Origin of the sequence: Panacagrimonas perspica, from assembly GCF_004364935.1 — a bacterium.
Taxonomy (GTDB): domain Bacteria; phylum Pseudomonadota; class Gammaproteobacteria; order Nevskiales; family Nevskiaceae; genus Panacagrimonas; species Panacagrimonas perspica.
The window spans coordinates 1,867,736-1,880,530 of the sequence record NZ_SOBT01000008.1; the positions used below are offsets into that span (position 1 = coordinate 1,867,736).

Sequence of the window (12,795 nt, forward strand, 5' to 3'; positions counted from 1 at the left end):
ACTTTATGCCGTCGTCGGGCGGCGCGCCCGGTGTCGGCGTCAGGTGCATGAGATAATTCGCGCCCGCCTCGAGCTGCCGCCGCGATGTCCCGCCAGATCCTCGTCACCAACGCCCTTCCCTACGCCAACGGCCCCCTTCACCTGGGCCACATGGTGGGTTACGTCCAGGCCGACATCTGGGTGCGTTTCCAGCGCATGTGCGGACACGGGGTGACCTACGTCTGCGCCGACGACGCGCATGGCACGCCGATCATGCTGGCCGCCGAGAAGGCCGGCGTGACGCCGGAGCAGTTCATTGCCGGCGTGCAGGTGGAGCACGCGCGCGACTTCCACGACTTCGGCGTGCATTTCGACAACTACCACTCCACGCATACCGAGGAGAACCGCTATTTCAGCGAGCTGATCTACTCGCGGCTCAAGGAGGGCGGCTCGATTGCGCGGCGCTCCATCCAGCAGCTCTACGACCCGGTCAAGGAGATGTTCCTGCCGGATCGTTACATCAAGGGCGAGTGTCCGAAGTGCGGCACCGCCGACCAGTACGGCGACAACTGCGAGAACTGCGGCGCGGCGTATTCGCCGACCGACCTGAAGAACCCGCGCTCGGTGGTCTCCGGCGCACCGCCGGTGATGCGCGACTCGGAGCACTTCTTCTTCGAGCTGAGCAAGTTCCAGACGTTCCTGCAGCAGTGGCTCGAAGGCTCGGTCGCGCATTCCTCGGTGAAGGCCAAGCTGCGCGAGTGGTTCGACGCCGGCCTCAAGGACTGGGACATCTCGCGCGACGCGCCCTATTTCGGGTTCGCGATTCCCAGCGAGCCGGGCAAGTTCTTCTACGTCTGGCTCGACGCGCCGATCGGCTACATGGCCAGCCACAAGGCGCTGTGCAAGAAGACCGGACAGGACTTCGACGCGTACTGGAACGCGGGCTCGTCGGCCGAGCTGCACCATTTCATCGGCAAGGACATCGTGAATTTCCACGGTCTTTTCTGGCCGGCGATGCTCTACGGCTCGCAGCACCGCACGCCGACCAAGCTGCACGTCAACGGCTACCTGACGATCAACGGCGCCAAGATGAGCAAGAGCCGCGGCACGTTCGTGCGCGCGCGGACCTGGCTCGACAACCTCGATCCCGAATACCTGCGCTACTACTTCGCCGCCAAGCTCGGCAGCGGCGTGGACGATCTGGACCTGGACATGAAGGACTTCCAGGCGCGCGTGAACAGCGATCTCGTCGGCAAGTTCGTCAACATCGCCAGCCGCTGTGCAGGCTTCATCGAGAAGCAGTTCGGCGGGCGCCTCGCGGCGCAGATGCACGACCGCGTGCTGTTCGACGACATCGCGTCGGAGGCCGATTCGATCCACGCGATGTACGAGGCTGGTGAATTCTCCGCGGCGCTGCGCGAGATCATGCTGATGGCGGACGACGCCAACGCCGAGATCCAGAAGATCGCGCCGTGGACGCTGGCCAAGGACCCCGAGAAGCGCGAGCACCTGCACCAGGTCTGCACCACGTTCCTCAACGTGTTCCGCCAGATCTCGCTGTACCTGAAGCCGGTGCTGCCGAACATCGCCGCCAAGGTCGAGCGTTTCCTCGACGTGACGCCGCTGGAATGGGCTCACGTCGGTGTGCCGCTGCTCGACCATCCGATCCGTTCGTACGAAGCCCTGATCGTGCGCGTCGAGCCCAAGGCCGTCGACGCGATGATGGCGGCCGAAGCGGGCGAGATCGTGGCCGCGGCACCCGCCGCTCCGGCGAAGAAGCCCGCCGCGCCTGCAGCCGAAGCGGCGAAGCCCGCTGCTGCTGCAGGTGACGGCGCGATCTCCATTGATGACTTCGGCAAGGTCGACCTGCGCATCGCGCGCATCGCGTCGGCCGAGCACATCGAGGGCGCGGAAAAGCTGCTGCGGCTCAAGCTCGACCTGGGCCCGCTCGGCGAGCGCCAGGTCTTCGCCGGCATCAAGGCCGCGTACAAGCCCGAGGACCTCGTCGGACGGCTGACGATGTGCGTCGCGAATCTTGCGCCGCGCAAGATGAAGTTCGGCATGAGCGAGGGCATGGTGCTGGCCGCGAGCGACGATCGCGGCGGCCCCTTCCTGCTGGCGCCCGATGCCGGTGCGCAGCCCGGCATGCGCGTGAAGTAGGCCGGCACGCCCGCGCGTGCCCTTGTCCCTTCAAGCGAAGCGCATGGCGGGCCTGGCCGACGTTCTCGATGCGCTGCTCCCGCAAACGCAGTGCACGCGCTGCGGCTATCCCGCCTGCCGTCCGTACGCGGAAGCCATCGCCGCCGGCGAGGCCGGCATCAATCGCTGCCCGCCCGGCGGCGTGGCCGGCATCGAACGGCTCGCACACGCCACGGGGCGGACGCCGATGCCGCTCGATGCGGATTGCGGCGCCGAGAAGACCATCGAGACCGTCGCGCGCATCGTCGAGGCCGACTGCATCGGCTGCACGAAATGCATCCAGGCCTGCCCGGTCGATGCGATCGTCGGCGCGATGAACCTGATGCACACGGTGATCCGCGACGAGTGCAACGGCTGCGACCTGTGCCTGCCGGTCTGCCCGGTCGACTGCATCGTCATGGAGCCGGTGCCGGGCGTAGCGCCGGCCTTCGAACGTGCTGCGCAGTTTCGCGATCGGCACGTCGCGCGTGCCCGGCGTCTCGAGCATCGCGCCGCGGAAGACGAGTTGCGACGCCGGCAACGCAAGTCCGCCGCACCCGCGATCGATCCCGTGGCCGCCGCACTCGCACGGCTCGGTGCATCGTCGCCGCAGGCCGCGCCGCTCAAGGACCGATAGCGCGATGAACCCGGCGAAGCGACGCGAGATCTACACGCGCCTGCGCGACACCAACCCGGCGCCGACGACCGAGCTGTTGTTCGATTCGCCGTTCGAGCTGCTGGTGGCGGTGGTGCTGTCGGCGCAGGCCACCGACGTGTCGGTGAACAAGGCCACGCGCAAGCTCTACCCGGTGGCCAACACGCCGACCGCGATCCTGGCGCTCGGCGAAGCCGGCCTGCGCGATTACATCAAGACGATCGGCCTGTTCAACACGAAAGCGAAGAACGTCATTGCGCTGTGCCAGATCCTGCTGCGCGAGCACGACGGCGAAGTGCCGCGTGATCGCGAGGCGCTGGAGAACCTGCCGGGCGTCGGCCGCAAGACCGCCAACGTCGTGCTCAACACCGCGTTCGGCGAGCCCACGATCGCGGTCGACACCCACATCTTCCGTGTCGCCAACCGTACCGGCCTGGGGCCCGGGAAGAACGTGCGCGAGGTCGAGGACCGGCTCGTGAAATTCACGCCGGCCGAGTTCGCGCGCGACGCGCATCACTGGCTGATCCTGCATGGGCGCTACGTCTGCAAAGCGCGGGCTCCGGAATGCCCGACCTGCGTGATCCACGATCTGTGCGAGTACCGGCAGAAGACGCCTCCACCGTAGCCCGGACGAAGTCCGGGATCTCCCTTCGCAGGAGAGAGACCTGCCCACGCGTATCCGGCCTTGCATTCGCGTGCGCAAACGATGAATCCGTTTGCACACCCTACGAAGGAGTCCGCGTAGCCCGGGTGAAACCCGGGGTTTCCTTTCGCAGGAGAGAGACCTTCCCGGACTTCGTCCGGGCTACGGGGGACCGCCATTCGCGGCCTATCGGAACAAGATCGCCCCGGCGCGGTGAACCACAGTGTCCTGCTGATCTTTCGGGCGGTTCCTCCGAACCGCCGCTGACCCGATAATCTCCACCCTTTCCTCTTCACCTTTTTCCGAGCCCATGGACAACAGCGACCTCGAACTCTTCCGCGACAACGTTCGCCGCTTCTTCGCCGAACAGGTCGAGCCGCACTACGAGGAATGGGAGAAGGCCGGGCGCGTGCCGCCCGAGCTGTACCTGAAGATGGGCGAGCAGGGCCTGCTGTGCGTCGATCAGCCGGAGGAATACGGCGGCATGGGCGCGCCCTTCGAGTATTCCGTGCTCGTGCTCGAGGAATGCTCGCGCATGGGCTTCATGTCGCTGGCCTCGAACCTGTCCGTGCACTCGGACATCGCCGCGCCGTACATCCTGCACCTGGGCAACGAAGAGCAGAAGCAGCGCATCCTGCCGCGGATGGCGCGCGGCGAATGCATCGGCGCGATCGCGATGAGCGAGCCGGGCGCCGGTTCCGACCTGCAGGGCATCAAGACCTCGGCCACGCGCGATGGGGACGGTTACCTCATCAACGGGTCGAAGACCTTCATCTCCAACGGCCAGAACGCGGGCATCGTCGTCACGGCGACCAAGACCGACCCGAAGCTCGGCGCGCGCGGCACGACGCTGATCCTGGTGGACACCTCGCTGCCCGGTTTCAAGCGCGGCCGCAACCTCGACAAGGTCGGCCAGTACGCGGCCGACACTTCGGAGCTGTTCTTCGACAACGTGCGAGTGAGCGAGAACGATGTGCTCGGCCGCGTCGGCGGCGGCTTCGGCCACTTGGTCGACGAATTGCCGCGTGAACGCCTGGTGCTGGGCGCGATGGCCGTGGCACATGCGCAGGGCGCGATGGAAAAGACCATCGAGTACGTCCAGCAGCGCAAGGCCTTCGGCCAGGCGATCGCCTCGTTCCAGAACACGCGCTTCGAACTGGCCAAGATCAAGACCGAGATCGAAGTGCATCGCGCGTTCGTCGAGAAGTGCGCCGTGCTTTATTCGCAGAAGAAGCTCGACGCGCCGACGGCGGCGATGGTCAAGCTGTCGACGTCCGAGATGGAAGGCCGCGTCACCGACGCCTGCCTGCAGCTCTTCGGCGGCTACGGCTACATGAGCGAGTACCCGATCTCGCGCTTCTGGGCCGACGCGCGCATCCAGCGCATCTACGGCGGCACGTCGGAAATCATGAAAGAGGTCATCGGCCGCAGCCTCGTCGGACGCGGCTGAGCCGAAGGCGGAACCCGGAACGCAGCCGGCCGGCAACGGGCGGCGTTCCGGGCGCCCCGCCCGCTCCAGCATTCAGTTGAGGCTCAGTCGCACGATCCAGCCTATGCTCCACAAACCGTATCTGGGAGCTTCTTCGAATGCGCCGTCTACCCGCCTTGGCTGCCGTGGTCCTTTGCGCGTCACTGGGTACCTCCCACGCCCAGGACAATATTCCCCAGCCGCCCCCTCAGCCGCCTGAGGCAGCGCTGGCGCAGGCCGCCGAGAGCAAGCCGATCCCGCAGGACGGCTACACGGCCCAAGAGATCGTCAACGTCGCGGGCAACTTCTTCGGCGGCGCATCAGAAGGCCTGGCCAAGGTCATCGAGCGCGTCTTCAAGCAGCAGGGCAAGCCGGTGGCGTACATCACCGGTGAAGAAGCCAGCGGCGCCATCGGTGTGGGCCTGCGTTATGGCCGCGGCACGCTGACCTATCCGGACGGCGGCAACATGCCGGTGTTCTGGCAGGGTCCGTCGATCGGCTGGGACTTCGGCGGCAACGCCTCGAAAGTCTTCACGCTGGTCTACAAGATCCAGAACACGCACGACCTCTTCCAGCGCTATCCCGGCGTCGACGGCAGCCTGTACCTGGTCGCCGGCGTCGGCGTGAACTATCAGCGCGCCGGCGAAATCACGCTGGCGCCGATCCGGACCGGCGTGGGCCTGCGTGCCGGTGCCAGCGTCGGCTACCTGCACTACACGATGAAGGAGTCGTGGATCCCGTTCTGATCTTCGCGATCCAGCGATACCCGGCGCAAACGAAAACGCCCGCTTCGGAATCCGAAGCGGGCGTTTTCTTGTTGCAGGCCTTGCGACCCGGCGGACCTCAGAACTTCATCGCGACGCGGAAGAACATGTTGGCGTCCGAATCGTGGAGCACGTCCTTCTCGACCTTCTTCTCGTGGAACGACTCGGCGTACGACACCGCCGCTTCGAACGGTCCACGGGTCATCGACAGGCCCACGCCGCCGTCGGCCAGCGACTGCTTCGCGCCGCTCTGGCCGTCCAACGGGTTCTCGTACTTGGTGTATCCGTATTCCACGAACAGCGTCGGCGAGAACTTCACCGAGGCGACGTCGTAGCTCTTGAACTCGAGCTGGAAGCGTCCCAGGCCGCCGGAATCACCGGAAGCCACACCCGGCAGGTAGGACTCGATGTTGCCGATGCCGCCGACGACCCACTGCTGCTGCTCGGGCAGCCTGTCGTCGGTGATCTGCGCGATGGCCATCAGCCGCAGCGCCACCCAATCGGTCACGTTGGCCTTGGCGCTGACCGTCGGACGGAACAGCAGGTAGCCCAGGTCCGCGGCGACGAGGGCTTCGTCGGTCTTGTTGTCGCCCAGGCCCGAGCGGACCGCGACGCCGGCGCTGAGCTCGGTCGGGATGTCGAGCGGGTTGAAGATGCGCGAGAACTGCGTGGACAGTTCGGCTGACGCGTACTCCTGCCGCTGCAGCGTCTGATCGGACACCGTGACGGCGAAATCCTTGTACGTGTAGTCGACCTTCGCGCCCACGCCCCAACGGCTGTAGAAGCTCGAGTGCAGCAGGCCGGTCCAGCCGATCTCGCCTTCGCGGATGTTGCCGGAGAACTTCACGGGGTCCGGGACGCCGACAACGGGCAGGACCTGCTGGTAGCCGACGTAACGACCCTGCACCGCGATCAGGCCCCAGGGCGTGACCTTTCCCCAGCCGAGCGTGTGTTCGTTGTAGCCGTCGCTGGTGGGCTGGTCGTTGTCCAGACCTTCCATGCCGTAGCGGCCGCTGGCGCGGAACTCGTCACCGGTGGTGAACGAGGTCTTCGCGAACCAGTCCAGGAAGTGGCGTCCGACGAAACGGTTGCCCGGATTGCCGAAGCCCAGGCCCATCGAGCTGCGGCCCGGGCCGTTGTCGTCCGGCTCGATCCGCAGGACCGATCCATCGCCATCGGGGATGAACTTCGGATTCGCGCTCTGGCCCGCGCGGTCGGCGTGCAAGGAGGCGAATGTGCGGCCGGGTTCGAGCGCTTCGTCGGTCAGCGGATCCGCACCGGTGAGGCCGTCGAAGTAGGCCGCGTAAGGTGCCGGTGCCTCGACCTTGGTCACCTTGCCGAGCGAAACCGAAACGTACAGGTCCGGTTCGGCGAGTGCGTATACGACGCGAACCGCAGGATAGCCGGCGAGGTAATACACGGCCTGGATGCGGCGAACCGCGTCGGAAAGATTTTCCGCGCCGGTGATCGCCTGCTCGACCGTCTCCTTGGAGACGACGTCAGGTCCGAACACATGGACCTGATTCTGCTGGACAGCGGCACTTGCGTACTCGCTCCCCTGCGCGCGGACGATTTCAACGGTGCCGAGTTCGGGCGTGGCTGGTGCTGGCAAAGCAATAGGCATCTTCTCTTCCCACCTGATCAATTCTGATTTATTCACGCCACGCGGCATCGAGGCCGCGTGGCGTGGTCTTGCTTATCCGCCTTATATAGGCGGATACCGCTTTGAGTCTATTTATTTTTTGAGCGCGACCGTGGTTTCCTGGCGGCACGGCACTCGGCGCTTCACCGGCTTGCCCTGCGCGTTCTTTTCCACCACGACGCACGCCGCGGCATCTTCGGCGATACCGCTGTCGTTGCTACGACCGCCCTTGTCTTCCGGGTTGCCGCCATTGGAGCCGTCACCGCCGTCACCGTTGCCACCGCCAGAGCCGCCGCCGTTGAGGATTCCCGCCCCCGCGCCGCCGCTGCCGCTCGTGCCGCTGGCCGCGGTGCTGCCCTTGCCGGAATTCAGCGCGCCCGCGCCGATGACGCCACCGTTGCCGGAGCCGCCGCCGTTCAGAACACCGGCGCCCACCGTGCCGCCGTTGCCGGAGCTGGCGCCGTTGAGAATGCCCGCGCCGGCCGTGCCGCCGTTGCCGGAGTCGGCCCCGTTCAGCACGCCTGCACCGACGGTGCCGCCGTTGCCGGCGTTCGAGCCGTTCAGGACACCCGCACCGGCGAATGCGCCGTTGCCCGCGTTGCTGCCGTTGAGCACGCCCGCGCCGATGCCGTTGGCCGAGTTGCCGGCGTTGGATGCATTCAGCACGCCGGCTCCCACTGCGCCGCCGTTGCCGGCGTTGTTGCCGTTGAGGACGCCCGCACCGATGCCTTCGGCGGAGTTGCCCGCGTTGTTGCCGTTGAGTGCGCCAATGCCCGCGACCGCGCCGTTGCCGGCGTTGTTGCCGTTGAGCACGCCGGCGCCGATGCCGTTGGCCGAGTTGCCGGCATTCGAGCCATTGAGTGCGCCGATGCCCGCGAGACCGCCGTTGCCGGCGTTCGAGCCGTTGAGGACACCTGCACCGATGCCGCCGGCGGAGTTGCCCGAATTGTTGCCGTTGAGGACGCCGACACCGGCCAGGCCGTCAGCCGTCGAATTGCCCGCGTTGTTGCCGGACAGCAGCGCGACGCCGACCGGACCGTTGCCCGAGTCGCCGCCGCAGAGCACGCAGATGCCGGCCAGCGAGCCGGTGCCGCTGTTGCTGCCTGCGAGCACGCCAACGCCGACGACGCCGCCGGTTCCCGCGTGGTCGCCCGTCAGCGCACCGACGTTCGCCAGGCCGTTGCTGCTGGTCATCGTCGCGCCGGATCCGCCGCCGATCCCGACGCCGAGCGTGTCGACGACCGGAATGGAGCCCGCGATCGAATTGAGCGGCTGCGCTGCGAGACGGCCCAGGCCACTGATCTGGCCGGTCAGGTTTCCGAGCGATGCGACCTCGGTCCCCTGGGCGGTAATCGACAGCGGCTGGCCCTGGTTCAACAGGCTCACGCCGAGCTGTCCGCCGTTGCCGCTGTTGGTGCCCGACAACGCGCCGATGCCGATCAGGCTGCCGTTGCCGCTGCTGTTGCCATTGAGGATGCCGACGCCGATCGGGCCGTTCCCCGCATTGTTGCCCGACAGCGCGCCGATACCGGCCAGCGTGGCGGAATTGCCCGAATTGTTCCCGTTGAGGATGCCCACTCCGACCGGGCCGTTGCCGGCGTTGTTGCCCGACAGCGCCGCGATGCCGGCGAGCGTCGTCGTGTTGCCGGTGTTGTTCCCGTTGAGGACGCCCAGCGCGGCCAGACCCCCGTTGCCGGTATTGTTCGCCGAAATCAGGCCGATCGCGCCGAGGCCGCCCGGGCCGACGTTCGCGGTGCCGTTACCGTCGAGCAGCGCGATGTCGAGCAGACCCCCGTTGCCATCGAGACCCAGCAGCGGCGTGCCGACGTTGTCGAGCTGATCTCCGACGACACTGGCGCCACCGAGCTGCAGCACGTCGGAGATGCGCGTGCCCGTAGGGTTCTCCTGCAACACCGTCGCGCCCAGAGGACCGAAGGCCGAGTTGCCGCCAATACCCGGCAGACCACTCGTGAGGGCACCTACCGTCGTACCAAGGAAGCCGAGGGCGCGACCCAGTCCATTGAGTCCACCGGTCTGGGCAGAGGCAACGACGGGCGATACGGCGAAGACCGCGCCAGCGATGCCGATGGCGCAGGATTGTCTGAATTTCATTGTGATGCCTCCCTAGATAGCGGTGAATGCAGATGGACGTCCACACGCGTCGTCCCTCATTCGCGAACTCTCCACCGGCTCGCAAGTGCCGAGCTGCCTGGGTGATCCATTTTCCGAGCTCTGGTGAAGGCGGTTTCTCACGTCGCCTTGGCTGGATGAAACAGATCCCCGTTAGTGGCAACCGTGCCCGATTAACGTGTAAGGGGGATGACATTACAGGGCATCTCCCCCTCAAACAACGCTAGTCGTCGTTCGTTTACAAATTCATCTGCCGAATCTCGCGCGAAACGAAAGGACCGCACGAAAGATCCGCGATCAGGGGAACCTTGAACGCTCCCGAAGCGTCTCCATTAGGCAGGTGATGGTGCGTTTCCGTACTATCGAAGACTCAACAATCAATTGGAGAACTCTATGAACCAGCGCCAGTATCCGGCGGCCGTCGTCCACGGCGGCCGAACATTCGAGCACGGTGCGCTCGAAGGCAGCGCCAAGGTCCTGAGGCAGACCTACATGCTGCTGTCGGCAACGCTGCTGTTCAGCGCGCTGATGGCGGGCGTGTCGATGGCGCTGAACGTGCCCTTGGGCATCAGCATGATCTGCTCGGTGATCTCGATCGGCATGCTCTGGTTCGTCGTGCCCCGTACCGCCAACTCCGAAGCCGGCATCTGGGTCGTGTTCGCGGTGACCGGCCTGCTGGGCTTCGGTCTGGGACCGGTGATCAACAGCTACATCGGTCGTTACGCCAATGGCGGGCAGATCGTGATGCTGGCCTTCGGTCTCACCGGCGCCATCTTCGTGGGCCTGTCGGCCTACGCGGTGAAGACCCGCAAGGACTTCAGCTTCATGCGTGGCTTCCTGGTCAGCGGCGTGATGCTGGCGTTCGTGCTCAGCATCGGCCTGCTCGTGGCTTCGATGTTCGGCTTTTACTTCCAGCCGCTGGCTCTGGGCATCTCGGCGATGTTCGCCCTGCTGATGGTCGGCATGATCCTCTGGCAGACCGGCGACATCGTGAATGGCAACGAGACCAACTACGTGCTCGCCACCATCGGCCTGTACGTCTCGATCTACAACCTGTTCACCAGCCTGCTGCACCTGCTCGGATTCGCGCAGGGCGAAGAATGATCCTTCGCTGACACGCAGTCGCTTCACACGAGGCCCCGCACTGCGGGGCCTCGTCGTATGTGGGGCCAATCGGTCGACAAGGACAGCATCCGCCACGCGGCGCGTCGATAATCCGGTCTTCGCGATCGCCCGAAGAGAACCCGCATGAACTGGAGCGTGCTCGGCCAGACCACCGGCCTGCTGATCCTGTCCAACGTCTTCATGACGGTGGCCTGGTATGCCCACCTGAAGGAACTGAAGGGCAAGCCCTGGATCATCGCGGCGCTGATCAGCTGGGGCATCGCGCTGTTCGAATACCTGCTGCAGGTTCCGGCCAACCGCATCGGCTACACGACGCTCTCGCTGCCGCAGCTCAAGATCCTGCAGGAGGTCATCACGCTCGCGGTCTTCGTGCCCTTCGTGCTGCTGTACATGAAGGAGCCACTCAAGCTCGACTACCTGTGGGCTGCGTTGTGCATGGTCGGGGCGGTGTACTTCATCTTCCGCTCCTGAGGATCTGCAGGGCTGGATTTTCCCTTATCGCGGGACGGTCTCAGCGGCTAGGCTCCCCGATCCTCCAACGCACGCAAACCGAATGACCTTCGACGAATACCGGCAGCTCGATGCCCTGGGGCTGGCTGCCCTCGTAGCACGCAAGGACGTCACTGCCGGCGAACTCCTCGACATCGCCATCGCGCGGGCCGAGGCCATCAATCCGAAGATCAACGCCCTCGTGCGCCGCTTCGACGAGCGCGGACGCCGGCAGATCGCCGAGGGTCCACAGGGGCTCTTCGCAGGCGTGCCGTTCCTGCTGAAGGATCTTTCGTCCGACTACGCCGGAGAACCGACCAGCAGCGGCAGCCGATTTCTTGCCGACTACGTCCCGGCGCACGACTCCGAACTGGTACGCCGCTACAAGGCAGCGGGCCTGGTCATCTTCGGCAAGACCAACACGCCGGAATTCGGGCTGACGCCGTTCACCGAGTCGCGGCTGTTCGGACCCGCGCGCAATCCCTGGAACCTCGGCCGCACGCCCGGTGGATCCAGCGGCGGCGCCGGTGCCGCCATCGCCGCCGGCATCGTGCCGATGGCCAATGGCGGCGACGGCGGCGGCTCGATTCGCATCCCGGCCTCGTGCAACGGCCTGGTCGGCCTCAAGCCCTCGAGAGGCCTGATCCCGTTCGGCCCGCATCGCGGAGAATCCTGGTGGGGTTTTGCGACCGAGCACGTGTTGTCGCGCAGCGTCCGTGATACCGCCGCGGCGCTCGACGCCACGGCGGGCCCCGACGCCGGATGCCCCTACTTCACGACGCCGGACGCCAGCTATCTCGAAGCACTCCGGATGCCGCCCCCGAAACGCCTGCGCATCGCGTTCACCGCCAAGCCGCTGGCCGGCCGCACGATGGATGCGGAATGCATCGCCGGACTGATGCGCACCGTGTCCTTGCTCCAATCGCTCGGGCATGACGTCGTGGAAGCCGCGCCACAGGTGTCGCGTGACGAGTTCCTGCAAGCCTTCGCCACGATGCTCGCCGGCGAGACCGCGTCCACGCTGACATCGGCATCGAGGGATCTGAAGCGCGTGCTCGATCCCAGGAAGTTCGAACCGGCGACGCTCGCCCTCGCCCGCATCGGGCGCGTCATCAACGCCGAATCCGTCTCGCTCGCACGTCAGTATTTCGGACGCCTGACGCGGATGATCGGGCACTGGTTTGCCGACTACGACGTTCTGCTGACGCCGACGCTCGGTCGCCCGCCGTTTCCGATCGGCAGCCTGCAGGCGACGCGCGCTGAGGCGGCCCAGCTCGCACTGGTCAACAACCTGCCGATCGCGGGGCTCCTGAAGTCCGGCCCACTGCTGGCCCAGTTCGCCGAGAAGACCTTCGACTGGATTCCCAACACGCCGGTGTTCAATGCCACCGGCCAGCCATCGATCTCGCTGCCGCTGCACTGGAGCGCGGACGGCCTGCCGGTCGGGATGATGTTCACGGCGCGGTTCGGGGAAGACGCGCGACTGCTGCAGCTCTCCGCGCAGCTCGAACAGGCGCAGCCGTGGTTCGGAAAGCTGGCGCCCCTCTGACAGTAGCCCGGACGGAGTCCGGGGCTTTTCTCTTTTGATCGAGCAGGAACCCCGGACTGCGTCCGGGCTACGGAGACGATGGGGGAACGCGGCCGGCACCTTGAAGTGCGCGAGCCAGCGTAGCCCGGGCGAAGCCCGGGGTTTCTCTCGCAGACCGACCCGCAACCCCGGAC

The 12,795-nt window shown here is 66.1% G+C and carries 10 protein-coding genes; 8 read left to right on the forward strand and 2 right to left on the reverse strand.

The window, feature by feature from the left end; translation table 11 throughout:
• Positions 1–84: 84 nt before the first annotated feature.
• The 5 genes from metG to DFR24_RS08515 all read left to right on the forward strand — a co-directional run bounded on the left by metG (position 85) and on the right by DFR24_RS08515 (position 5,669).
• The gene (gene metG, locus DFR24_RS08495) at positions 85–2,139 is read left to right on the forward strand and encodes a methionine--tRNA ligase (protein WP_133880842.1); all 2,055 of its coding nucleotides are present in this window, start codon (positions 85–87) and stop codon (positions 2,137–2,139) included.
• 22 nt (positions 2,140–2,161) lie between these two features.
• Positions 2,162–2,794: an RnfABCDGE type electron transport complex subunit B gene (locus tag DFR24_RS08500; protein ID WP_246051560.1), complete on the forward strand. Its 633-nt coding sequence runs from the start codon at positions 2,162–2,164 to the stop codon at positions 2,792–2,794.
• A gap of 4 nt (positions 2,795–2,798) precedes the next feature.
• Positions 2,799–3,437 (forward strand): endonuclease III, encoded by a 639-nt coding sequence (gene nth / locus DFR24_RS08505; RefSeq protein ID WP_133880843.1) that lies wholly within the window; start codon positions 2,799–2,801, stop codon positions 3,435–3,437.
• 328 nt (positions 3,438–3,765) lie between these two features.
• Complete coding sequence (locus tag DFR24_RS08510; RefSeq protein ID WP_133880844.1) at positions 3,766–4,905, forward strand: acyl-CoA dehydrogenase family protein; 1,140 nt, start codon at positions 3,766–3,768, stop codon at positions 4,903–4,905.
• 137 nt (positions 4,906–5,042) lie between these two features.
• The gene (locus DFR24_RS08515; protein WP_133880845.1) at positions 5,043–5,669 is read left to right on the forward strand and encodes a DUF1134 domain-containing protein; all 627 of its coding nucleotides are present in this window, start codon (positions 5,043–5,045) and stop codon (positions 5,667–5,669) included.
• A 97-nt stretch (positions 5,670–5,766) separates the two neighbouring features.
• On the opposite strand, the gene DFR24_RS08520 is transcribed toward DFR24_RS08515, so the two are convergent.
• Together DFR24_RS08520 and DFR24_RS08525 are read right to left on the reverse strand one after the other, a co-directional pair.
• On the reverse strand, positions 5,767–7,200 hold the full coding sequence (locus tag DFR24_RS08520) for a ShlB/FhaC/HecB family hemolysin secretion/activation protein (RefSeq protein WP_133880846.1): 1,434 nt from the start codon (positions 7,198–7,200) through the stop codon (positions 5,767–5,769).
• Positions 7,201–7,422: 222 nt separating this feature from the next.
• Positions 7,423–9,441, reverse strand: coding sequence for a beta strand repeat-containing protein (locus DFR24_RS08525; protein ID WP_133880847.1), 2,019 nt, complete (start codon positions 9,439–9,441; stop codon positions 7,423–7,425).
• A 411-nt stretch (positions 9,442–9,852) separates the two neighbouring features.
• Between DFR24_RS08525 and DFR24_RS08530 the strand changes: the two genes are divergently transcribed.
• The 3 genes from DFR24_RS08530 (at position 9,853) to DFR24_RS08540 (ending at position 12,622) form a co-directional block, all read left to right on the forward strand.
• Positions 9,853–10,563, forward strand: a complete 711-nt coding sequence (locus tag DFR24_RS08530) for a Bax inhibitor-1 family protein (protein ID WP_133880848.1) — start codon at positions 9,853–9,855, stop codon at positions 10,561–10,563.
• A gap of 144 nt (positions 10,564–10,707) precedes the next feature.
• Positions 10,708–11,055, forward strand: coding sequence for a DMT family protein (locus tag DFR24_RS08535; protein WP_133880849.1), 348 nt, complete (start codon positions 10,708–10,710; stop codon positions 11,053–11,055).
• Positions 11,056–11,137: 82 nt separating this feature from the next.
• Complete coding sequence (locus tag DFR24_RS08540; RefSeq protein ID WP_133880850.1) at positions 11,138–12,622, forward strand: amidase; 1,485 nt, start codon at positions 11,138–11,140, stop codon at positions 12,620–12,622.
• Positions 12,623–12,795 lie beyond the last annotated feature (173 nt).

Coding starts and splice junctions, on each gene's coding strand:
- DFR24_RS08525 (WP_133880847.1), bottom strand. CDS start 9,441: ATGAAATTCAGACAATCCTGCGCCATCGGCATCGCTGGCGCGGTCTTC.
- DFR24_RS08540 (WP_133880850.1), top strand. CDS start 11,138: ATGACCTTCGACGAATACCGGCAGCTCGATGCCCTGGGGCTGGCTGCC.
- nth (WP_133880843.1), top strand. CDS start 2,799: ATGAACCCGGCGAAGCGACGCGAGATCTACACGCGCCTGCGCGACACC.
- DFR24_RS08510 (WP_133880844.1), top strand. CDS start 3,766: ATGGACAACAGCGACCTCGAACTCTTCCGCGACAACGTTCGCCGCTTC.
- DFR24_RS08535 (WP_133880849.1), top strand. CDS start 10,708: ATGAACTGGAGCGTGCTCGGCCAGACCACCGGCCTGCTGATCCTGTCC.
- DFR24_RS08530 (WP_133880848.1), top strand. CDS start 9,853: ATGAACCAGCGCCAGTATCCGGCGGCCGTCGTCCACGGCGGCCGAACA.
- DFR24_RS08515 (WP_133880845.1), top strand. CDS start 5,043: ATGCGCCGTCTACCCGCCTTGGCTGCCGTGGTCCTTTGCGCGTCACTG.
- metG (WP_133880842.1), top strand. CDS start 85: ATGTCCCGCCAGATCCTCGTCACCAACGCCCTTCCCTACGCCAACGGC.